This is a genomic window from Pseudomonas poae (assembly GCA_028869255.1).
In the GTDB taxonomy this organism is placed as follows: Bacteria; Pseudomonadota; Gammaproteobacteria; order Pseudomonadales; family Pseudomonadaceae; genus Aquipseudomonas; species Aquipseudomonas poae_C.
Window position 1 is genome coordinate 3,827,666 of record CP110972.1, and the last position, 21,653, is coordinate 3,849,318.

A 21,653-nucleotide genomic window follows, 5' to 3' on the forward strand; every position below is an offset into this window, starting at 1 on the left:
TATGTGCGATCAATCAGCCCAAGGGCAGATCAATCTTCGCGGTAACGACGCAGCTTCAACTGCTTACCGGCAACGCGAGTGTCTTTCAGCTTGGCCAGCAGTTTTTCCAGACCGTCTTCCGGCAGCTCCACCAGGGAGAAGCTGTCACGGACCTGGATGCGACCGATAGCTTCACGTGCCAGGCCACCCTCATTGAGGATAGCGCCCAGCAGGTTCTTGGCGGCGATACCATCACGCGCGCCCAGCGCGGTACGGCAACGAGCACGACCTTCAGCCAATGGAACCGGAGCACGACGCTCACGATCACCACGGTCTGGACGGTCGCCAGTACGCTCTGGACGATCACCGCGTGGCGCGTTGTTCGGCACCAGTGGGCGCTCTTTCTCGATGGCTGCCAGGGTCAGGGCCTGACCGTTGGTAGCTTTGCGCAGCAGGGCTGCAGCCAGGGCACGTGGGGTGCAACCGATATCGGCGGTCAGGCGGTCCAGCAGGTCGCCGTGGGTCGATTCAGCGTCAGCCACCAGTGGCGACAAGCTGTTGGTCAGTTTCTTGATGCGCGCATCCAGAACAGCCTGGGCATCCGGCAGGCGGACTTCGGCAACTTTCTGACCGGTTACACGCTCGATCACTTGCAGCATGCGGCGCTCACGCGGAGTCACCAGCAGCAGTGCGCGACCTTCGCGACCCGCACGGCCGGTACGGCCGATACGGTGCACGTAGGACTCTGGATCGTAAGGCATGTCAACGTTGAACACGTGGGTGATACGTGGAACGTCAAGGCCACGGGCAGCAACGTCGGTCGCCACAACGATGTCCAGACGGCCATCCTTGAGGGAGTCGATCACGCGCTCACGTTGGTTCTGGGCGATGTCACCGTTCAGCGCAGCGGCTTTGTAGCCTTTGGCTTCCAGGGCACTGGCCAGGTCCAGGGTCGCTTGCTTGGTGCGCACGAACATGATCAGGGCGTCGAAGTCTTCGACTTCCAGCAAGCTCAATACAGCCGAGGTTTTCTGGTCAGCGTGAACCAACAGGTGAGCCTGTTCGATCGCGGTAACGGTCTGAGTCTTGGTCTGGATCTTCACGTGTTGCGGATCGCGCAGGTGGCGTTCGGCAATGGCACGGATCGACTGTGGCAGGGTGGCCGAGAACAGTACGGTCTGACGGGTCGGTGGCAGCGCCTTGAAGATGACTTCCAGGTCATCCATGAAGCCCAGCTTCAACATTTCGTCAGCTTCGTCGAGAACCAGGTGGTTCACGGTCGACAGCACTTTCTCGTCACGACGCAGGTGGTCGCACAGACGGCCCGGAGTGGCGACAACAATCTGTGCGCCGTTACGGATTGCTTTAAGTTGTGGGCCCATAGGCGCGCCGCCGTAAACGGCCACAACGGTTACGCCTGGCATTTGCTTGGCGTAGGTTTCAAAAGCGGTTGCTACTTGCAGCGCCAACTCACGGGTTGGCGCCAGGATCAGGGCTTGCGGCTCGCGCTTGGCAGGATCGATGCAGTGCAGGATAGGCAGGGCGAACGCGGCGGTTTTACCGGTACCGGTTTGCGCCTGGCCAATCATGTCCTGGCCGGCCATGATGATCGGGATCGATTGCTGCTGAATAGCCGAAGGTTCTTCGTAGCCGGTCGCGATGACGGCAGCAAGAATGTTCGGGTTAAGATTAAAAGCGGCGAAGCCGCCGGTTTCCTGGGTCATGGGTCTGCCTCTAAGTGCATCCGCAAAGACCCATGCTCCAAAGCTGCGCATGCCGTGTTGAGACTCAAGAGTCGCCCTGGCTGCTTTGTCGGCGGGGATTTGCGAAAACGAATGAATGAAAAAGATTCGTCAAGGAAGAGTCCGCTGTGCGGACGTGCAGCCGAAGCTGACTTCGGGGAATTGCGCTACCTAAACGCGGCCCGGTTAAAGGCCGGCGCGCACTATACCGGAAATACCTGAAAAAGGGAGCTTTTTTTATCGGAAAAGGCTGACAAACCGCGCTGCGTCACAGTCTTTGCACAGAGGCGCGCCAGGGTCTATTTTTCAAAGGCCCGGCCCTGCTGGTGATAACGCTTAAACGGTTCATCTGTAGTTCGAGACCCTTTGGTCTGAAACCCTTCATTGCGCCCGAGGGCACACCCCATGAATCAAGCCAGCAGCAGCCGCGTCAGCCGTGAACTCCAGGGCCATGTCCTGCTGTTGGGCCTGGACCGGGTGGCCAAGCGCAACGCCTTTGACCTGGATTTGCTCAATGAACTGAGCCTGGCCTATGGCGAATTTGATCGAAACGACGAGGCGCGGGTGGCCGTGGTGTTTGCCCATGGCGACCACTTCACCGCCGGGCTGGACCTGGCCAATGTCAGCGGCGTGATGGCGGGAGGCTGGCAACCGCCGCTGGGGGGATGCGATCCATGGGGCGTATTCGCCGGCCCACGGGTCAATAAACCGGTGATCGTGGCGGCCCAGGGTTACTGCCTGACCATCGGTATCGAGTTGATGCTGGCGGCGGATATCAATCTGTGCGCGAGCAACACGCGCTTTGCACAGATGGAAGTGCAGCGCGGGATTTTCCCGTTTGGCGGCGCCACGTTGCGCTTTCATCAGGTCGCCGGCTGGGGCAACGCGATGCGCTGGTTGCTCACCGGCGATGAGTTCGACGCCCATGACGCCCTGCGCCTGGGGCTGGTGCAGGAGGTGATGGCCAGTGAAGATCTGCTGCCGCGCGCCATCGAGCTGGCCAGCCGCATCGCACGCCAGGCGCCGCTTGGCGTTCAGGCCACGTTGATGTCGGCGCGCCTGGCCCGTATGGAAGGCGAAACCGTCGCCGCCGCCGCGTTACCGCCGATGGTCGATAAACTGCTCAACAGCGAAGACGCCAAGGAAGGTGTGCGGGCGATGGTTGAGAAGCGGCCGGGGGTGTTCAAGGGGATTTGAATTGACCGTGCTGGCTTCATCGCGGGCAAGCCCGCTCCCACAGGGGAATGCATTTCAACCGGTGAACACACTTCAACTGTGGGAGCCGGGCTTGCCCACGATGACGACTAAGTCGCCGGCCGAATCGCCTTGATCAGCGCCTGCAACGAATAGCCCAACCGCGGCTCCAAAGCGTCGGCACGCGCCATCAGCGCATCAAGGTTCAACTCCTGATCCAGCTCCGAAGGCACCAGCAAAATCACATTGCCCTCCTTCACCGGCAGTTCCCAGTAATGCCGGTGATACAAGCCACGCAGCAACGCGGCCCCCAGCGGCTTGCCGTCGTCGGTGGCCCACTGATTGATCACCAGCCAGCCACCCGGGTTGAGTTTCTTTTGGCAGTTTTCCAGGAAGGTCCAGGCCAGGTGCCCCACGCCGGGGCCGACATCGGTATAGAGGTCGACGAAAATCAGGTCGGCTGACTCGGCCGTGTCGAGCAATTGCAGGGCGTCTCCGATGCGGATGTACAGGCGTGGATCGTCGTCCAGCCCCAGGTACTCGATGGCCAGGCGCGGCACATCCGGTCGCAGTTCGATGGCTTCGACGTCTTCCAGCGGCAGGAACTTGAGGCACGCCTGGGTCAGCGTACCGGCACCCAGGCCGAGGAACAGCGCGCTCTCCGGCTGCTCATGGCACAACGCACCAATCAGCATTGCGCGGGTGTAGTCGTACTCCAGCCAGCTTGGGTCGGCGGTGAACACGCAGCTTTGCTCGATGGCGTCGCCAAATTCAAGAAACCGGTAATCGGCCACTTCGAGCACACGGATCATGCCGAAATCATCATGGACTTCGGCCAGCAGGCGCTCGACACGCTCCTCGCTCATCACAACTCCTAAAGGGTTTACCGCACGGCAAAGCCGCGATTGTCGGCCAAGCGGCGGCAACAGGTCACGCACTAATTGCTGATAACATTGGCGCCCGACCGTCAATCAGCCAAACGAGTTCATGATGAGCCAACCCTGGAGCCCCGACAGCTGGCGCGCCCTGCCGATCCAGCAACAACCCCAGTACCCGGACGCTGCACACTTGCTGCAAGTGGAGCAGAACCTGGCCAGCTACCCGCCACTGGTGTTTGCCGGGGAAGCCCGCGAGTTGCGCCGTCAGTTTGCCGAAGTGACCCAGGGCCGCGCCTTCCTGCTGCAAGGGGGCGACTGCGCCGAGAGCTTTGCCGAGTTCTCTGCCGCAAAAATCCGCGACACCTTCAAGGTGCTGCTGCAGATGGCCATCGTGATGACTTTTGCCGCCGGTTGCCCGGTGGTCAAAGTCGGGCGCATGGCCGGCCAGTTCGCCAAGCCGCGCTCGGCCAACGATGAAACCATCGACGGCATTACCCTGCCCGCCTATCGCGGCGATATCGTCAACGGCATCGGCTTCGACGAAAAAAGCCGCGTGCCGGACCCGGACCGCCTGCTGCAGTCCTATCACCAGTCCACCGCCACGCTGAACCTGCTGCGCGCCTTTGCCCAAGGCGGTTTTGCCGACCTGCACCAGGTGCACAAGTGGAACCTGGACTTTATCGCCAACTCTGCGCTGGCCGAAAAATACAGCCAACTGGCCGATCGCATCGACGAAACCCTGGCCTTTATGCGCGCCTGCGGCATGGACAGCTCGCCGCAGTTGCGCGAAACCAGCTTTTTCACCGCCCACGAAGCGCTGCTGCTCAACTATGAGCAAGCGTTCGTGCGCCGCGACAGCCTGACCAACGATTACTACGACTGCTCGGCCCACATGCTGTGGATCGGCGACCGTACCCGCCAGTTGGACGGTGCCCACGTCGAGTTCCTGCGCGGGGTCAACAACCCGATCGGGGTCAAAGTCGGCCCGAGCATGAACCCGGACGACCTGATCCGCCTGATCGACATCCTCAACCCGGACAACGATCCCGGCCGCCTGAACCTGATCGCACGCATGGGCGCAGGCAAAGTCGGCGATCACCTGCCCAACCTGATTCGCGCCGTGCAGCGCGAAGGCAAGCAGGTGCTGTGGAGCTCCGACCCGATGCATGGCAACACCATCAAAGCCAGCAGCGGCTACAAGACCCGCGACTTTGCGCAGATCCTCGGCGAAGTGAAGGAGTTCTTCCAGGTGCACCAGGCCGAGGGCAGCTATGCCGGCGGGATTCATATCGAGATGACTGGGCAGAACGTGACCGAGTGCATCGGCGGCGCACGGCCGATTACCGAAGACGGCCTGTCGGATCGCTACCACACCCATTGCGACCCGCGGATGAATGCCGATCAGTCGCTGGAGCTGGCGTTTCTGATTGCCGAGACCTTGAAGCAAGTCAAACGCTGATAACTGATGCTTCAACCTGTGACAAGCGGGCTTGTTGTGGCGAGCGGGCTTGCCCGCGTTGGGGCGCGAAGCGGCCCTAAAACCATCAGCCTGAAGAAACGCGGTGAGATTAAACCGGGGCTGCTGCGCAGCCCAACGCGGGCAAGCCCGCTCGCCACGCCCGCTCGCCACGAAAGCAGCGGCTGCTTACCGCTGCAACAAGGCTACCCGCAACCTATCGGCACTCGGGCGCTGGCAGTTGAGCTGGACCTGTTCCAGCCCCAGCCAGTCGGCCATTTGCCGCAGGTTCGATGCCAGTGCCAGCATCCCCTCCTCATCCAGCCCCGGCTCCTCTTCGTGCACCGCATGCACCGCCAAACGCCCATTGGCGCGTTCGGCGCGCAAGTCGATGCGCGCCGCAATACGTTCATTGTGCAGAAACGGCAGCACATAGTAGCCATACACCCGTTTGTCTTGCGGGGTATAAATCTCCAGGCGGTAGCGGAAGTCGAACAGTCGCTCGGTGCGGCTGCGTTCCCAGATCAGCGAATCGAACGGCGACAGCAAGGCACTGGCCGGTACCTTGCGCGGCACTTTGGACTCGGGCAAGCAATATGCCGGTTGCTTCCAGCCCTGCACCTGGCACACCTGCAACCGCCCTTCTTCGACCAACTCCGCCAAATGGCTGCGACTGTCGGCAGGGTCCAGGCGGAAATAGTCGCGCAGATCCTTTTCGGTGCCGACGCCCAATGCGGTCGCGCTGTGCAACAACAAGCCGCGCTGAGCCTGGTCTTCACTCACAGCCACTTGAAGGATGTCAGCGGGGATCACCCGCTCCGGCAAATCATAGAGCCGTTCGAAGCCGCGCCGGCCGGCAACGGTGACCTGGCCTGCGGCGAACAGCCATTCCAGCGCGTGTTTTTCATCACTCCAATCCCACCAGGGTCCGGCGCGCTCCTCGCGGGTCGACAAGCTGCCTGCGCCCAGCGCGCCTTGTTGCTCCACGGTCTGCAACACACGCCGAATGGTCGCCTGCTGCTCGCGGCCAAAACGCGCCATCTGCGCATAGATCCCCTGCCCGCGCTTGGCCCGCTCCATGCGCCAGCGCATCAACGGGTACAACGCCAAGGGCAGCAGCGACGCCTCATGGCCCCAGTATTCAAACAGCGAACGCCGCCGACCCTGGCTCCAGGCTGCCTGCTCAAGCAGCAGCGGGGAGTAATTGCCCAAGCGGGAAAACAGCGGCAGGTAATGGGAGCGCACCACCGCATTGACCGAATCGATCTGCAACACACCGAGGCGCTCGATCAAGCGGTTGAGGTGCGCAGCCTTGATCAATGCAGGCACCTGGCGCCCGGAAAACCCCTGGGCGGCCAGCGCCATGCGTCGAGCTTGTTTGAGTGAAAAACACAGGTTGGCGGGCATGGGGTTCTCCGTGAGGGCACGCCCACCACCCTACTGCATCCCGGCTCACTTTCGCAGCGGGTCTTGCCAGAAATGCAGATGGCGATCCTGCTCGACATCGCCACGGTTGAGCCCGATGTCCTTGAGCGCATCATCGCTCAAGCTCGCCAGCAACTGACGCTCCTCATGCAACGCCTGCCAACGAGCGACCTTGTGAAACAGCCCGGAAAACGGGCGTTTCGCCATCAATACAAAACCTCTTTGACCTTTCATCTTCTCGCCCTCCAGTGGGGATGACGCGAGTGTGTGCCTGGCCTTATGATCAATCCAACGAATGCTTCTTATGCAATACATCTCGGAGATTGATCAATTGTCCGGCTACCCGAGCATCGACACTGAAGTGCTGCGCACCTTCGTCGCCATCGCCGACCAAGGCGGTTTTACCCGAGCGGGCGAGCTGGTAAACCGCACGCAATCGGCGGTGAGCATGCAGATGAAACGCCTGGAAGAGGACGTGTTGCAACGCAAGCTGTTTGAGCGCGATGGCCGGCAAGTGCGGCTGACGCCCGAAGGCCAGGTGCTGCTGGGGTATGCGCGACGCATCCTGAAACTGCACAGCGAGGTGTTCAACACCCTGCGCGAGCCGCATATGGTGGGGCTGGTGCGCATCGGCACGCCGGATGACTACGTGATGCGTTTCCTGCCGGGGATCCTCAAACGGTTCTCCAAGGCGTACCCGCTGATCCAGATCGAGATGCACTGCGAAGCGTCTACCGTGCTGATGCAACGCCGCGACTTGGCGCTGACGGTGATCAGCCGCGAGCCCGGCAATGAAATCGGCGAACTGCTGCGCACCGAGCGCATGGTGTGGGTAGCCGCACCGTGCTTCTGCATGGACGAGCATGAAGCCCTGCCGTTGGCGATTTCCGGGGTCGACAGTTTCTGCACGCAGTGGACCCGGGCGGCGCTGGACGCCGCCGGGCGCGACTATCGCCTGGCCTATCACAGCTCCAATGTGGCCGCGATCCAGGCGGTGGTCAGCGCCGGCCTGGCGGTGATGGTCAGCATGGAAAGCCTGGTCACCGAAGACCTGCGCGTGTTGACTGCTGAGGAAGGGTTTCCGCCGCTGCCGTCGATGAACCTTCGATTGCTGCGCAACCCGGGGATGACCTCGCCCATCACCGAATGCCTGGCCGAGTACATCCTCGAGGGTTTTAAACTTTAAACGTCAGCATCACCGCGCACACCACCAGAAAGCCGCAGAACAGGCCGCGCAATACGCGCTCCGGCAGCGCATGGGCCACCTTCACGCCCCAACTGATACTGAGCAGGCCACCCACGGCCAGTGGCACGCCGATTATCCAGTCCACCTCGTGGTGCCAGGCGTAGGTAACCAGAGTCACGCCGGTGCTGGGCAACGCCAAGGCGAGTGACAGGCCCTGGGCGACCACCTGGGTGGTGCCGAACAGGCTGGTCAGCACCGGGGTGGCAACCACCGCGCCGCCGACACCGAACAAACCGCCCATGGAGCCGGACGCCGCGCCCAGCACCCCCAGCCAGGGCCAGGAGTAACGCATCTGTGCCGTAGGCGGCGCGTTGCGCGTGAACATTCGCAACAGGTTGTAGGCCGAAAGCGTCAGCAAAAACGCGATAAAGCCGATGCGCATGGCGCCCGCGTCCAGCCCCACCGCCCAGATCGAACCGAGCCAGGCAAAGCTGAAGCCCATGACGCCCAATGGCAACGCATGCCGCAGTTCGATGCGATTGCGCTGGTGATAACGCCACAGGGCCAGCATCACATTCGGCACTACCATCACCAGCGCCGTACCTTGGGCCAGTTGCTGATCCAGGCCAAACAATACGCCGAGTACCGGGATCGCAATCAACCCGCCACCAATGCCAAACAGCCCGCCCACCGTGCCGAGGGCCGCGCCCAATACCAGGTACATCACTAAATCGAACACCGCTTGCCACTCCACAATCCCAAGCCATGCATGCTACGCAGTCGCCTCTGGCACGGAAACGCACAGCAACGCACAATGGCTGTGCCAATTTCGCATAAGCGACTGCCAATGAACCCGAATACCCTGACCGATCAACTGGGCCTGTTTCTGGATGTTTTAGAGACCGGCAGCTTTTCCGCCGCCGCACGTCGCCACCCGCTGACGCCCTCGGCGGTGGCCCGGCGCATCGACAGCCTGGAAAGCTCCGTGGGCAGCCGCTTGTTCCAGCGCAGCACCCACGCGGTGGTGCCGACCCCGGCGGGCCTGGCTTTTGCCGAGCGGGCGCGGCGGATCGTCAACGAGTTGCAGCTGGCGCGGGCCGAAGCGGTGTCCCTGAGCCATGCGCCGGAGGGCCTGATTCGGGTGGATGCGCCCGCAGCGTTTGGCAGGCGGCATCTGGCGCCGGTGATTGCCGACTTTCTCAACGTGTACCCGGGCCTGGATGTGCACTTGCACCTGATCGACAGCTTTGTGGATATGCAGGGCGCCCACCTGGGCAAGGTCGACCTGGTGCTGCGTGCCGGGCATATCGTCGATACCCGGCTGATCGCCACACCGCTGGCCAGTATCGTGCGCATCGCCTGCGCCAGCCCGGCGTACCTGAAAACCCGTGGCACGCCCATCCATCCGCGCGAACTGAGCGAGCATGACGGCCTGGACTGGGATGGCCTGGCGCCGATGTTCGCCTGGCGCTTCGAGCTGGACGGGCGCCGCGCCACTTATCGTCCGCAGCGCATCCGCATGAGCGCCAACAACGCCGAAGCACTGCTGTCCGGGGCTCTCGCAGGACTGGGGATCGCCCACCTGCCGACCTGGCTGGCCAGTGAATACCTGGTGCGCGGCGAGCTGGTGCCGCTGTTTTGCGAAGGCGGCCTGCCCAGTCCGGAAACCACCGGGATCTATGCGCTGCGCCTGGAGCAGCAGCCCAACGCCCGGAGTCGATTGCTGCTGGAGTACCTGAAGTCGCGTTTCAGCCCCGTGCCCCCCTGGGATCTGGCGCTGCAAAGCGGCTTGGTCTGACCGCCCGGACAGAATTATCTGGCGCCTTAAAGATTTGCCCGCTAGATTCCAGCCCATACACGCTTTTTGAGGCATCGCCATGAGCAAAAATCCTGACCCCTGCGAATCGCTGCTGCTGGATAACCAGCTGTGTTTCGCTCTGCATTCCACCTCACTGTTGATGACCAAGGTCTACAAGCCGTTGCTGCAGGCCCTCGGCCTCACCTACCCGCAGTACCTGGCCATGATGGTGCTGTGGGAAGAAGATGGTTTGACCGTGGGCGAAATCAGCAACCGCCTGCTGACCGATCCAGGCTCCCTCACCCCGCTGCTCAAGCGCCTGGAGGCCGAGGGCCTGCTGAGCCGCACCCGCAGCCGCGAAGACGAGCGGGTGGTGGTGGTGGAATTGACCGACACCGGCCGTGCCCTGCAGGAAAAAGCCATGGGCATTCCGCACTGCATCCTCGGCGCCAGCGGCCTGGAGCTTGCGCAATTGCGCAAGCTGCAAAGCGACCTGATTGCCTTGCGCAGCAATCTGCAGGGCGCCATCTAAAGCCCTCTGAGCACTAACAATGTGGGAGCGGGCTTGCTCGCGAAAGCAGTGGATCAGTCAATAAATCAGTCGACTGATACTCCGCTTTCGCGAGCAAGCCCGCTCCCACATTGGGTTATGCGGCGCTCCGGAAAATCGCTACTGCAAACTATTTTATAAATTTATCTTGCGCACTAAACATTAGCGCTATACATTCATCTCACCAACTACTTAGCGCGCAAATATTTAGCGCTTAAAACCAAGAGGACGACACCATGCAAACTCTCTATACCGCAGTAGCCACCGCCACCGGCGGCCGTGATGGTCGTGCCGTTTCCAGCGACAACATCCTCGATGTAAAACTCTCCACCCCTAAAGAATTGGGCGGCGCCGGTGGCCAAGCCACCAACCCTGAACAGCTGTTTGCCGCCGGCTACTCGGCCTGCTTTATCGGCGCCCTGAAATTCGTCGCCAGCCAGACCAAACGCAAAATCCCGGATGACGCCTCGATCACCGCCCACGTCGGCATCGGCCAGATCCCTGGCGGTTTCGGCCTGGACATCGACCTGCACATCAGCCTGCCGGGCCTGGCCCAGGACGACGCGCAAAGCCTGGTCGACGCCGCCCACCAGGTGTGCCCGTACTCCAACGCCACCCGTGGCAACGTCGATGTCCGCCTGCACGTAACCGTGTAATGACCTTTGCCGCCCCAGGAGAAGAACATGAACACAATTGGTAAAGCGCTCACCGGCACCCTGCTCGCCCTGTCGATCAATACCGCCTTCGCCGCGCCAGGCGATGTGGAGCACAACACCCAGGCATTTCTGGACGTATTGAACGCCGGTACCGGCAAACCGATGGAACAGCTGACGCCCAAGGAGGCCCGCGCCGTGCTGACGGGGGCCCAGGCGGGTGTGAAGCTGACGCTGCCCAAGGCCGATATCAGCCAGAAGACCATTCAGGTCGATGGCCAGCCGCTGGGCCTGACCATCGTGCGGCCGGCCGGGGTCAAGGGCACATTGCCGGTGTTCATGTTCTTCCACGGAGGCGGTTGGGTGCTGGGGGATTACCCCACGCACGAACGCCTGGTGCGGGACCTGGTGGTGGGCTCAGGGGCGGTGGCGGTGTTCGTCAACTACACGCCATCCCCGGAAGCGCACTACCCGGTGGCGATCAACCAGGCTTACGGCGCCACGAAGTGGGTGGCTGAGCACGGCAAGGAAATCAACGTCGACGGCAAGCGCCTGGCGGTAGCGGGTAACAGTGTCGGCGGCAATATGGCGGCGGTGGTCAGCCTGATGGCCAAGGACAAGGGCACCCCGGCGATCAAGTTCCAGTTGCTGCTATGGCCGGTGACCGACGCCAGCTTCGAGACCGCGTCCTACAACCAATACGCCGAAGGGCACTTCCTCACCAAAAACATGATGAAGTGGTTCTGGGACAACTACACCACCGACGCCAACCAGCGCGCCGAGATCTACGCCTCGCCGTTGCGGGCCACCACGGATCAGCTCAAGGGCTTGCCGCCCGCGCTGATTCAGACTGCCGGCGCCGACGTGCTGCGTGATGAAGGCGAAGCTTATGCACGCAAGCTGGATCAGGCCGGTGTACCGGTGACCGCCGTGCGTTACAACGGCATGATCCACGACTACGGTTTGCTCAACGTGGTCAGCCAGGTCCCTGCGGTGCGTTCGGCCTTGCTGCAAGCTTCGGATGAGCTTAAGCAACATCTGAAATAAGCACTGAACGCCCATGAAAAAGCCCGACTCAAGGTCGGGCTTTTTTCGTATCGGCGGGGCCAGAATTACTTCTTGGCGCGACCTTTGTACGAACCACCTTCACGGGTGTCGATCTCGATCAGGTCGTCGATTTCGATGAAATCGGCTACTTGCAGTTCGGTACCGTTGCTCAGTTTGGCAGGCTTCATGACCTTGCCCGAAGTGTCGCCGCGAGCGGAACCTTCGGTGTAGGCAACCTTACGCACGATAGTGGTCGGCAGCTCTACGGAAACCAGACGCTCTTCGAAGAAAATAGCTTCGCAGACGTCTTCCATACCTTCTTCGATGAACGGCAGAACGGCTTCGATGTCTTCAGCGTTCAGCTCGTACATGGTGTAGTCGGTGGTGTCCATGAACGTGTAGGTGTCGCCGCTGATGAAGGACAGGGTCGCTTCTTTACGGTCGAGGATCACGTCATCCAGCTTGTCATCGGCGCTGTAGACGATCTCGGTCTTGTAACCGGTCAGCAGGTTCTTCAGCTTGGTCTTCATGATTGCGCTGTTACGACCAGACTTGGTGAACTCAGCTTTCTGAACCAGCCAAGGGTCGTTTTCGAGACGGATCACTGTACCGGGTTTCAGTTCTTTACCAGTTTTCATTGCGTATATCCGAAATTTGGATGGGATTTACAAAAATCAAGGTCGCGTATCATATCCAACTTTCATAAAACTGTACCAGCGCCGTCGCAAGATCGGCCTGCAAGCCTTGTTCCAGAGACCACGTCTGGGCATGCAAACTGATCTGCGGCCAGTGCTCGAGGAGCATTTTCCACGCAAGTGCCATATCGCCATCAGTGTTCCAGGCTTGCCACAGTGCGACCAGCGCAGCCCTTGCGGCCGGTGATAAGGCCGCGGTGTACAGCGCCAGGAAGGCGTCGAGCTTGTCGAGGTGGATGTCTTCGTCCTGGCGATAGATGTGCCACAACAGGGGCCGGGCGGCCCATTGGGCGCGCACGAAGGAGTCTTCGCCACGCACGGCGTTGAAGTCGCAGCACCACAATAAGCGGTCATATTGCGCCTGGCGCACGAACGGCAGCACCTGCACGGTCAAAGCACCGCGCTGATGCATAGCCCCCACCGCCAGGCCCTCCACGCCAAGCCAGCGCTGCACATCCCCGAGGATTCGCCCTTCCGGCACCAATAGATGAGTGGCACGCCCGTCCGTCGACAATACGTCCAGCCAACCGGCAAGCCCGGGGTTTTCGTAAGCGAACAGCGAGATCAACCGCGCATCGGTTGCGGGAAATACCCCCAAGCCTTGCAGGAATTGGCGCTGCGCAGCGCCATCTTGCTGAAACGCCTGACGCTGCTCGAGCAACCCCGCCTCGCGCAACAAACCACCGGTGCCGGGCTTGAAACCCGGGAAAAAGAAGTACTTCTGCACGCCCTTGAACTTCACCGACGGCAAGCGATGGCAACCCACCACCCAGTCTTCGGCACTCAGGTAATCCAGGTTCATCCACAACGGCACACGCGCGCGCGCAGCCATGGCTTCCATGTAGTCGGGCGGCAACTGGCAGGCAAAAGCGGCGATCACCACATCCGCCGCGGGGGCCCCCGCCCATTCGGCGGGCCAATGGCGTACTTCGACGCCTTCTTGCCATTGCTGGCTCAAGTGCACATCGATTTCGGGGCACATGCGTTCGAAGGCGCGCAGGTCATCGACCCACAAACGCACGTCGCAGCCGTGCTCCACCACCAATTGCCGGGCCAGGCGCCAGGTCACGCCGATGTCGCCGTAGTTGTCGACGACGCTGCAAAAAATATCCCAGCGGGCTTTCATTCCGGGCTCCAACGCTCAAAGGCTCGATTGTCCGCATAAATGCCCTGATGCAGAAGGCTTGATCGCGATTATTCTGCACAGCGGCTGTGCGACAATCGCCACCATGCCGTCAATGCCTGCCAGGAGGCCATCATGTCCGATCGTCCGTTGTCGTTGTTCAAGCTCAGTATGGCTGTGGCGTTCGGCCTATGGCTGGGGTTCATCGCCATTGTGCTGAGCGCCTGGCTGGCATCGCGCTACCTGTTCCCACAGGGCCTGGAGTCGGCCGTGCAGGCGGTCGAGCCATTGCGTAAGCCGGCGCCTGCCGCACCGGAGCCGCCGAACCGAATGTTCGAGCAGTACCAGCAGAACCTGCAAAAGCAGGAACAGCAGCAAACCCTGGATCAGGCGCGCAACAACGCACGCAACCTGTCCAACCCCAAATGCCAGTTCTGGCTGCAACAGGACCAGAACGCGCCCACTGAAAAGACTCGCGCCAATGTGCTGCAATTCTGCGATTGATCACTATGAATAAACACGCCGTCCACCAACTGGTCCTGGAAAAGCTCAGCGTCGACCTTGATATTGCGCAACGGGCCGCGCAGACCGCGTACGAAACCGCGACCCACGAAGAAAATATCGCCGAAAACAAATACGACACTCTGGGGCTGGAGGCGTCTTACCTGGCCGCCGGGCAAGCCAAACGCGTCGAGGAAATCAAGCAGGCACTGGCGCTGTGCCAGGCCATGCAACTGCGCCCGTACGACGATCAGCGCGGGATAGAAGTCGGCGCGCTATTGGGCCTGGAGGACGAGAACGGCCGGCAGCAGTGGCTGTTCCTGGCACCGGATGCGGCGGGTTTGAAGGTGGACGTGGTGGGGCAACCGGTGACCGTCATCACCCCGCGCTCGCCCTTGGGCAAAAGCCTGTTGGGCAAGTTTGAAGGCGATGAGGTGGAGATTCTGGTGGCGGGCGCTCGGCAACAGTTTGTGGTTACCGAGGCCAGATAAATCCCTTTAGAGCGAGCTTGCTCGCACTCGGGTGCGCAGCGTCCGCAAAATGTTCGGGGCCGCTTCGCTGCCCAACGGGAGCAAGCTCCCTCGCCACACAAGCTTGTCTATGCTGGGACGTGTATCAGTGAACCGGCAATTCTACGCCGTCAAACAGCTCTTCCAGTTCCTGCTTGTTGTGGCACTGGATCGCCTTGGCCATGACTTCGCGGGTCAGGTGCGGGGCGAATTTCTCGATGAAATCGCACATGAAACCGCGCAGGAAGGTACCACGGCGGAAGCCGATCTTGGTTACGCTGGACTCGAACAGCTCGCTGGCATCAAGCACCACCAGGTCTTTATCGAGGGCGGTGTCGACGGCCATTTTGGCGACGATACCCACGCCCAGGCCCAGGCGAACATAGGTCTTGATCACGTCGGCGTCGGCGGCGGTGAACACCACTTTCGGCGTGAGGCCGCGATGGCTGAAGGCTTCGTCGAGCTTGGAGCGGCCGGTAAAACCGAACACGTAGGTCACGATCGGGTATTCCGCCAGGGCTTCCAGGGTCAACTTCGGCAGCTTGGCCAGCGGGTGGCCCTGGGGCACGACCACGCAACGGTTCCAGCGATAGCACGGCATCATCACCAGGTCACCGAACAGCTCCAGGGCTTCGGTGGCGATGGCGAAATCGACAGTGCCGTCGGCAGCCATTTCGGCGATCTGCATCGGCGAACCCTGGTGCATGTGCAGGGCCACATCCGGGTATTGCTTGATGAAATCGCGGATCACCGGCGGCAACGCATAACGCGCCTGGGTGTGGGTGGTGGCGATCGACAGGGTGCCTTTTTTCTCGTTGGAGAATTCCTGGGCGATCTGCTTGATGCTTTCGACTTTGCGCAGGATCTCGCCAGCGGTGGTGATGATGCGCTCACCGGCCGGGGTAACGCGGGTGAGGTGCTTGCCGCTGCGTGCGAACACTTCGACGCCCAGCTCGTCTTCGAGCAGGCGGATCTGCTTGCTGATACCGGGTTGCGAGGTGTAAAGGCTTTGAGCAGTAGCGGAAACGTTGAGGTCGTGGTGCGCCACTTCCCAGATGTAGCGCAGTTGTTGAAGCTTCATATGTGTCCCTCAAAGCAGATAGACGCCACGGGTATCAGCGACGGTATATAACTATATTAAAGGTTTGACGGATAAATCTAGAACTTTTTATCCTTTTCTATCCATCACACGTCATCACTTCGTCGACGTTGTAAGGAAGGCACCAGGTAAACCGGCACGGTAGACAGCTGCAGCACCCGCGCAGCGGTGCGCCCAAGTGGTGTGGCGGCCGCCGTCGCATGGCTGTGACTGCCGACGATCAACAGATCGACGGACAGTTTGCGCAACTGGTCGAGTATCACTTCGCACGGGTCCCCCTGGATCACGCGCACCGAGCGAATCAGTTTCAGATCCTGCTCCCCGTCTCCCAACTCCTCGCGAAAACTGTCCAGCACGCGCTGCTCGATCGTCGCCATTACGGTGGTCAGCCCCTGGCTTTGCCATTCACTCAGAGCCTTCTCATCAAGGTAGCTCTGCAACACTGATTCAGCGAACAACCCGATGGGCTCGACCACATGAATCACATACAGATCAGACTTGAACGTTCGCGCCAGCGCCAGCGCATGCTGCATCACATAGGGCGCATACAGACCGAGGTCCGTGGCGTACAGCATCGAACGAATCATAAAACCTCCTGGGTTGCCAGGACGGCGGAGATTGATTGAGCTTAGCAGCGCCGAGTGGAATTCGGATCAGCTCTCGCTCTGGATTCTTACCTCATTACTGATGCCATGCGGTACATGCCCGGTGGCCACCACCTTCCTGGCCTTCTCGCAATGCCCGGCCTGGTCATCGAAAAACACATCAGCGGCAAACGCCTCCAGAAACGCGGATTTTTCCAGGCCACCCAGGAACAGTGATTCGTCCAGGCGGATATCCCATTCACGCAAGGTGCGAATCACCCGCTCATGGGACGGCGCCGAGCGGGCCGTGACCAACGCGGTACGGATCGGGCAGGCGTCGTCCGCAAACTCCCGCTGCAACAGATTCAGCGCAGCCAGGAAGCCCTTGAAGGGGCCCCCATGCAAGGGCTGGCGCGCCGACTCACGCTCGCTGACCTGGAACGCCTCCAACCCGTCGGTCTGGTACACGCGCTCCGACTCATCGGAAAACAGCACCGCGTCACCGTCAAAGGCAATCCGCAGTTCCTCGCTGGAGGCCCGGCGTGGGCCGCCCGACAGTATCGTCGCCGCCGCAAAGCCGGCATCGAGCGCGCTGCGCACATCCTCCGCATGGGTGGAAAGAAACAGATGGCAACCGAATGCCGCGAGATAAGGGTAAGGGCTGCGCCCACCGACGAAGGCGGCGCGGGAAATATCGAGGCCGTAATGCTGGATCGAATTGAACACGCGCAGGCCGGTGTCGGCACTGTTGCGCGACACCAGCACCACTTCGACCCGGGCACGGCCCAGGCTGGCGTTGAGGCTGAGCAGCTTCTTGACCAACGGGAAGGCGTCGCCGGGCTCAAGGATTTCTTCCTCGTGTTCGATCTGGTATTTGCGGTACGCCTCCACCCCTTGGGCCAGGTAGACCTTGTGGCTGTCGCTCAGGTCAAACAGTGCCCGCGAAGAAATCGCCAGCACCAGCTTGTCGCCCAGTCCCTTTGCCATGGTGTGTCCCCCCAATCAGCGGTTGTGCCGATCTATAAAACTCAAGGCCTGATACAGCGCCTGCATGCGTGGCAGTTCGCAACCGGCGGCTTTGGCCGCAGCCAGTGGCCGGGCGTAGATCGCCGCCAGTTCCAGCGGGCGTTTGTGTATATGGTCGTGGTACATGCTGGGCAGGTAGTCGTCCATGGTTTCGGTCATGGTGAACATCTGCTCGGCGTAGCTTGCAGGGATTTCATGGCCGCAGGCGTGGGCGCCTTTGACGACTTCCGCCATCAAGGCCTGGATCAGCTCGCGGCTGGATTCATCCGCCATCATCGCCGTGGTGCCGGTGCCCAGCAATACGGACAGACCGTTGTAGGGCACGTTCCACACCAGCTTATGCCAGCGGGCCTGATGCACATTGGCCATGGCCTGGGACTCGATGCCGGCGGCGTGAAACAGCGCGGCGCCCTCTTCGACAATCGCCTGACGGCGCGCTTCATCATTGGCCGCAGTGCCACTGTGATAACCAAGATTGACTCTGCCCAGGGCCTGATGCTCAACCACGCCAGGCGCGGAACGGTGCACGCCGATGTAACACAGCCCGCCCAACAGGTGCAGGGAGGGCGGCAGGTGTTCACGCAAGCTGTCTTCCACATCGAGGCCGTTTTGCAGCAGCACCACTTTGGCGCCCGGCGCGGCGACTTGGGCGAGCGTCGGGGCCAGCTCCACATTGCCCGTGGACTTGGTGCCTACCAGCAACCAGTCACACGGCGGCATATCGGCGGCGCGGGCATACGCCTGCACCGGATGCAGGTGCAGGCTGCCATGCAGCGTGCTGTTGAGGTGCAGGCCGTGCTCGCTGACCGCCGCGTATTCGCTGCGCAACAGGAAGTGCACATCGAAACCGGCGCGTGCCAGCATCATGCCGTAGAACCCACCGATGGCGCCGGTGCCGATAATGCCGATACGGGGCGACTGTACTGTCATGGCAGTTCCTCTGGAGTACGGGTAAATGCTTGATGGATCGCGGCGGTAAGGTCGGCAAGTGTGAGACGCGCCTGCAATTGCCCAAGGAATTGACCCTCGCACACCACGAACAACGCCGGCAAATGAAAGATCTGGTAACGCTCGACCGCACCGCCGTTGTGCCCGGCATCCACCCAGCACACGCGGTCCACCGGCAAGCGCCAGCCCGGCAGTTGCTGGCGCGCCCAACGGCAACTGGAGCACCCTACGCTGGTAAACACTACGAGCGAAATACCTGGCAATCCCAGCAGTTGCTGGTCAATATCCAGGTCGGTCAATTCCAGTTCCTTCACTATACTGCTGCCACCGCCGTCAACTGGACGGTGCTCGGAGTCCGTGTACATGGGTCGTTTTTTACCTCACCCTGATGATGTCGCTGCCCTGCTAATCCAACGCCCCTCACCTGCCCTACCCCGCCAACGCCTGCACACTATCGGCCTGGGCGGCATTGCCTGCAATTGGCCGCGCGCCTGGCGCCAGGGTACGGCGGTTGATCTGCACATCCCTCCCTGGGCGCCAGCGCCCGCTATCCGGGCTATGTCGCGTGGTGCCGCAAGGTCGAAAACGGCTATCGCATCGGCATCTCGTTTACCGATGAGCATGCACTGTTCGGCGCACGGATGGGTGAGCAAGCATGCCGGATGGAACGCTACTGCCGCCAGCACGAAGACGCCGAACCGACACCTGCGCAACTCGAGGCCCTGGCCCGTGAGTGGGTGGCGCGTCATGCCGGCGAGTTCTCCCATGAGGCATTTGTGCGGCCGGCGCTGGATTAAACCGGGCTTTGCCCATTGTCGCGGGCCCGTGTTACGCGCTAAGGTTCCTCCCCCTGCATTCAAATCATGCTGTGCCCGCCGCACGGGGATGGCTGGCGGCCGGCACCCGTGACCCTGGCGAGTAACACGATGGCTGATTTACCGATCAATGACCTAAACGTCGAATCCAACGAGACCCTGATCACTCCCGATCAGCTCAAGCGCGAAATCCCTTTGAGCGACGCTGCCCTGCAGACCGTCACCAAGGGCCGCGAAGTCATCCGTGACATTCTCGACGGCACCGACCACCGCCTCTTCGTTGTAATCGGGCCTTGCTCGATCCACGACCTCAAAGCGGCCCACGAATACGCCGAACGCCTCAAGGTGCTGGCGGCGGAAGTGTCCGACACCTTGTACCTTGTGATGCGCGTCTATTTCGAAAAACCGCGCACCACCGTCGGCTGGAAAGGCTTGATCAACGACCCATACCTGGACGACTCGTTCAAGATCCAGGACGGCTTGCACATCGGTCGCCAACTGCTGCTGGACCTGGCCGAAATGGGCCTGCCGACCGCCACCGAAGCCCTCGACCCGATCTCCCCGCAGTACCTGCAGGACCTGATCAGTTGGTCGGCCATCGGCGCACGCACCACCGAATCCCAGACCCACCGCGAAATGGCGTCCGGCCTGTCTTCCGCCGTGGGCTTCAAGAACGGCACCGACGGTGGCCTGACGGTGGCGATCAACGCACTGCAATCGGTCTCCAGCCCGCACCGTTTCCTGGGCATCAACCAGGAAGGTGGCGTGTCGATCGTCACCACCAAAGGCAACGCCTACGGTCACGTGGTGCTGCGCGGTGGCAACGGCAAGCCCAACTATGATTCGGTCAGCGTTGCGCTGTGTGAACAGGCGCTGAACAAGGCCAAGATCAAGCCGAACATCATGGTCGACTGCAGCCACGCCAACTCCAACAAGGACCCGGCCCTGCAGCCGCTGGTGATGGAAAACGTCGCCAACCAGATCCTGGAAGGCAACCAGTCGATTATCGGCCTGATGGTCGAGAGCCACCTGAACTGGGGCTGCCAGGCGATTCCAAAAGACCTGGCCGACTTGCAGTACGGCGTGTCGATCACCGATGCCTGCATCGACTGGTCCGCCACCGAGACCACCCTGCGCAGCATGCACGCCAAGCTCAAGGACGTATTGCCCAAACGCCAACGCGGCTGAATGGCGCACACAAAAACGCCGGGCTAGCCCGGCGTTTTTTATTGTCTGCTGATCACTCAGAGCTTGGCGGCATGGCGCTGGTGGCGCTCCATGTAGCGTTCGACATAGGAGCATGACGGGATCACCGTGTAGCCGGACTCTTCGGCGAACTTCAACGCCTCCTCGGTCAACGCCGCCGCAATGCCACGGCCTCGCAGCGCGTTGGGCACGAAGGTCCGATAGATATCCAGGGTCTGTTTGCCGAGGTCCATATAGGTCAGATAGGCACGATGACCGTCCACATTGGTCTCGAACTGATGACCAGCCTGGTCATGGTGGATGGACAACGCCTCGCTCATCACTACTCCTCGCGGGTCTTGGATTCCGACCCCTACCTTACCGATGTTTTTCCGGCGAAGGAACATCTACGCCACCCCGTGCCGGTTTCGACAACGAGAAAACCTATAGCGCTCACAACCAGCACGTAGGGAATAGTAGGCGCCAATCCTGCAATTGCTCAAGGCGCGCTCGTCATCCCCCGCCGCTGGTGGATATAGAAAGGGCCTCGATCAACCGGTGACCGATAGCCTGAACATTGCCGGCAGTTGAACCTTAAGACGAACTGGTGCTCTTAAAGTCACCTCTACATGGGTAAAAGATGCAGGGAAAGGTAAACGCTAGCTGAACGAAAGTGTCAGCCTCGATATATAAATTGTCATCTATTTACAAGGCTTAAGGCCTGCGGGCTGGCCCTTTCAGCCTGGATCCAATCTTCAGCGGATTGAAAAAAATTGGACAGTTTTTATACAAAACTCCAAAAGATTAGCCAAAATAGATTCGGCACAAGAATTTTTTTTGCTTCTTGCGCTACGTCAGTTTACTTACTACAAGTAATGAGTAGTATGTACGCCGGCTATCAGCTCACTCTGAGAAAGTAGCCATTTAATAGAAAGTCCTTGAAGGGGAACACGATGAACAACGTTCTGAAATTCTCTGCTCTGGCTCTGGCCGCAGTTCTGGCTACCGGTTGCAGCAGCGTCTCCAAAGAAACCGAAGCTCGTCTGACTGCAACTGAAGACGCAGCAGCTCGCTCCCAGGCTCGTGCAGACGAAGCCTACCGTAAAGCTGATGAAGCTCTGGCTGCTGCTCAAAAAGCACAACAGACTGCTGACGAAGCTAACGAGCGCGCTCTGCGCATGCTTGAAAAAGCAAGCCGCAAGTAATAATCCTTCGGGGTTGTTATCAAGCCGATCCATTTATGGGTCGGCTTTTTTTTGC

The 21,653-nt window shown here is 60.8% G+C and carries 24 protein-coding genes and 1 pseudogene; 12 read left to right on the plus strand and 13 right to left on the minus strand.

Annotation, left to right across the window (positions count from 1 at the left end; all coding sequences use genetic code 11):
* Positions 1 to 29: 29 nt before the first annotated feature.
* Positions 30 to 1,703 carry a DEAD/DEAH box helicase gene (locus LRS56_17220; GenBank protein ID WDU60617.1) on the minus strand — a complete coding sequence of 558 codons (1,674 nt, stop codon included), beginning with the start codon at positions 1,701 to 1,703 and terminating at the stop codon, positions 30 to 32.
* Between the two features lie 423 nt (positions 1,704 to 2,126).
* Here LRS56_17220 and LRS56_17225 point away from each other — a divergent pair, with 423 nt between their 5' ends.
* Positions 2,127 to 2,918 (plus strand): crotonase/enoyl-CoA hydratase family protein, encoded by a 792-nt coding sequence (locus LRS56_17225; GenBank protein WDU60618.1) that lies wholly within the window; start codon positions 2,127 to 2,129, stop codon positions 2,916 to 2,918.
* A gap of 107 nt (positions 2,919 to 3,025) precedes the next feature.
* On the opposite strand, the gene LRS56_17230 is transcribed toward LRS56_17225, so the two are convergent.
* On the minus strand, positions 3,026 to 3,781 hold the full coding sequence (locus LRS56_17230) for a spermidine synthase (GenBank protein ID WDU60619.1): 756 nt from the start codon (positions 3,779 to 3,781) through the stop codon (positions 3,026 to 3,028).
* Positions 3,782 to 3,905: 124 nt separating this feature from the next.
* Here LRS56_17230 and LRS56_17235 point away from each other — a divergent pair, with 124 nt between their 5' ends.
* Positions 3,906 to 5,252: a 3-deoxy-7-phosphoheptulonate synthase class II gene (locus LRS56_17235; protein WDU60620.1), complete on the plus strand. Its 1,347-nt coding sequence runs from the start codon at positions 3,906 to 3,908 to the stop codon at positions 5,250 to 5,252.
* Between the two features lie 186 nt (positions 5,253 to 5,438).
* Here LRS56_17235 and LRS56_17240 read toward each other — a convergent pair whose 3' ends face one another.
* Positions 5,439 to 6,656, minus strand: coding sequence for a winged helix-turn-helix domain-containing protein (locus LRS56_17240; GenBank protein ID WDU60621.1), 1,218 nt, complete (start codon positions 6,654 to 6,656; stop codon positions 5,439 to 5,441).
* Between the two features lie 45 nt (positions 6,657 to 6,701).
* Positions 6,702 to 6,908, minus strand: a complete 207-nt coding sequence (locus LRS56_17245; GenBank protein ID WDU60622.1) for a DUF1127 domain-containing protein — start codon at positions 6,906 to 6,908, stop codon at positions 6,702 to 6,704.
* 70 nt (positions 6,909 to 6,978) lie between these two features.
* On the opposite strand from LRS56_17245, the gene LRS56_17250 reads away from it, so the two are divergent.
* On the plus strand, positions 6,979 to 7,860 hold the full coding sequence (locus tag LRS56_17250) for a LysR family transcriptional regulator (protein WDU60623.1): 882 nt from the start codon (positions 6,979 to 6,981) through the stop codon (positions 7,858 to 7,860).
* Here the strand turns inward: LRS56_17250 and LRS56_17255 are convergent.
* A complete protein-coding gene (locus LRS56_17255) occupies positions 7,850 to 8,599 on the minus strand; it encodes a sulfite exporter TauE/SafE family protein (GenBank protein WDU60624.1) in 750 nt (249 codons plus the stop codon). The genes LRS56_17250 and LRS56_17255 overlap by 11 nt on opposite strands.
* Before the next feature lie 108 nt (positions 8,600 to 8,707).
* Here LRS56_17255 and LRS56_17260 point away from each other — a divergent pair, with 108 nt between their 5' ends.
* The 4 genes from LRS56_17260 to LRS56_17275 all read left to right on the plus strand — a co-directional run bounded on the left by LRS56_17260 (position 8,708) and on the right by LRS56_17275 (position 11,908).
* The gene (locus tag LRS56_17260; protein ID WDU60625.1) at positions 8,708 to 9,658 is read left to right on the plus strand and encodes a LysR family transcriptional regulator; all 951 of its coding nucleotides are present in this window, start codon (positions 8,708 to 8,710) and stop codon (positions 9,656 to 9,658) included.
* A 79-nt stretch (positions 9,659 to 9,737) separates the two neighbouring features.
* Positions 9,738 to 10,190 carry a MarR family transcriptional regulator gene (locus LRS56_17265; GenBank protein ID WDU60626.1) on the plus strand — a complete coding sequence of 151 codons (453 nt, stop codon included), beginning with the start codon at positions 9,738 to 9,740 and terminating at the stop codon, positions 10,188 to 10,190.
* A 254-nt stretch (positions 10,191 to 10,444) separates the two neighbouring features.
* Complete coding sequence (locus LRS56_17270; protein WDU60627.1) at positions 10,445 to 10,864, plus strand: organic hydroperoxide resistance protein; 420 nt, start codon at positions 10,445 to 10,447, stop codon at positions 10,862 to 10,864.
* 27 nt (positions 10,865 to 10,891) lie between these two features.
* The gene (locus LRS56_17275; GenBank protein WDU60628.1) at positions 10,892 to 11,908 is read left to right on the plus strand and encodes an alpha/beta hydrolase; all 1,017 of its coding nucleotides are present in this window, start codon (positions 10,892 to 10,894) and stop codon (positions 11,906 to 11,908) included.
* A 65-nt stretch (positions 11,909 to 11,973) separates the two neighbouring features.
* On the opposite strand, the gene LRS56_17280 is transcribed toward LRS56_17275, so the two are convergent.
* Entirely contained in the window at positions 11,974 to 12,546 is a 573-nt protein-coding gene (locus tag LRS56_17280) for an elongation factor P (GenBank protein ID WDU60629.1), read from the minus strand.
* Between the two features lie 49 nt (positions 12,547 to 12,595).
* The gene (gene earP / locus LRS56_17285; protein WDU60630.1) at positions 12,596 to 13,729 is read right to left on the minus strand and encodes an elongation factor P maturation arginine rhamnosyltransferase EarP; all 1,134 of its coding nucleotides are present in this window, start codon (positions 13,727 to 13,729) and stop codon (positions 12,596 to 12,598) included.
* Positions 13,730 to 13,861: 132 nt separating this feature from the next.
* On the opposite strand from earP, the gene LRS56_17290 reads away from it, so the two are divergent.
* Together LRS56_17290 and LRS56_17295 are read left to right on the plus strand one after the other, a co-directional pair.
* The gene (locus tag LRS56_17290; GenBank protein WDU60631.1) at positions 13,862 to 14,230 is read left to right on the plus strand and encodes a hypothetical protein; all 369 of its coding nucleotides are present in this window, start codon (positions 13,862 to 13,864) and stop codon (positions 14,228 to 14,230) included.
* A gap of 5 nt (positions 14,231 to 14,235) precedes the next feature.
* Complete coding sequence (locus LRS56_17295) at positions 14,236 to 14,718, plus strand: transcription elongation factor GreAB (GenBank protein ID WDU60632.1); 483 nt, start codon at positions 14,236 to 14,238, stop codon at positions 14,716 to 14,718.
* Between the two features lie 124 nt (positions 14,719 to 14,842).
* Here LRS56_17295 and cysB read toward each other — a convergent pair whose 3' ends face one another.
* The 5 genes from cysB to LRS56_17320 all read right to left on the minus strand — a co-directional run bounded on the left by cysB (position 14,843) and on the right by LRS56_17320 (position 18,758).
* On the minus strand, positions 14,843 to 15,817 hold the full coding sequence (cysB, locus tag LRS56_17300) for an HTH-type transcriptional regulator CysB (GenBank protein ID WDU60633.1): 975 nt from the start codon (positions 15,815 to 15,817) through the stop codon (positions 14,843 to 14,845).
* A 104-nt stretch (positions 15,818 to 15,921) separates the two neighbouring features.
* Complete coding sequence (locus tag LRS56_17305) at positions 15,922 to 16,422, minus strand: universal stress protein (protein ID WDU60634.1); 501 nt, start codon at positions 16,420 to 16,422, stop codon at positions 15,922 to 15,924.
* Positions 16,423 to 16,488: 66 nt separating this feature from the next.
* On the minus strand, positions 16,489 to 17,406 hold the full coding sequence (locus LRS56_17310; GenBank protein WDU60635.1) for a 5'-nucleotidase: 918 nt from the start codon (positions 17,404 to 17,406) through the stop codon (positions 16,489 to 16,491).
* A 15-nt stretch (positions 17,407 to 17,421) separates the two neighbouring features.
* Positions 17,422 to 18,375: a putative 2-dehydropantoate 2-reductase gene (locus LRS56_17315; GenBank protein WDU60636.1), complete on the minus strand. Its 954-nt coding sequence runs from the start codon at positions 18,373 to 18,375 to the stop codon at positions 17,422 to 17,424.
* Positions 18,372 to 18,758 (minus strand): thioredoxin, encoded by a 387-nt coding sequence (locus tag LRS56_17320; protein ID WDU60637.1) that lies wholly within the window; start codon positions 18,756 to 18,758, stop codon positions 18,372 to 18,374. Before LRS56_17320 ends, LRS56_17315 begins: the two co-directional genes overlap by 4 nt.
* Between LRS56_17320 and LRS56_17325 the strand changes: the two are divergent.
* Positions 18,757 to 19,190: pseudogene (locus tag LRS56_17325) on the plus strand (PilZ domain-containing protein). The gene LRS56_17320 and the pseudogene LRS56_17325 sit on opposite strands and share 2 nt — an antisense overlap.
* A gap of 129 nt (positions 19,191 to 19,319) precedes the next feature.
* A complete protein-coding gene (locus tag LRS56_17330) occupies positions 19,320 to 20,396 on the plus strand; it encodes a 3-deoxy-7-phosphoheptulonate synthase (GenBank protein WDU60638.1) in 1,077 nt (358 codons plus the stop codon).
* Positions 20,397 to 20,452: 56 nt separating this feature from the next.
* Here the strand turns inward: LRS56_17330 and LRS56_17335 are convergent, their stop codons facing one another.
* On the minus strand, positions 20,453 to 20,734 hold the full coding sequence (locus LRS56_17335; GenBank protein ID WDU60639.1) for a GNAT family N-acetyltransferase: 282 nt from the start codon (positions 20,732 to 20,734) through the stop codon (positions 20,453 to 20,455).
* A gap of 612 nt (positions 20,735 to 21,346) precedes the next feature.
* Here LRS56_17335 and oprI point away from each other — a divergent pair.
* A complete protein-coding gene (gene oprI / locus LRS56_17340) occupies positions 21,347 to 21,598 on the plus strand; it encodes an outer membrane lipoprotei OprI (protein ID WDU60640.1) in 252 nt (83 codons plus the stop codon).
* Positions 21,599 to 21,653: the final 55 nt, after the last annotated feature.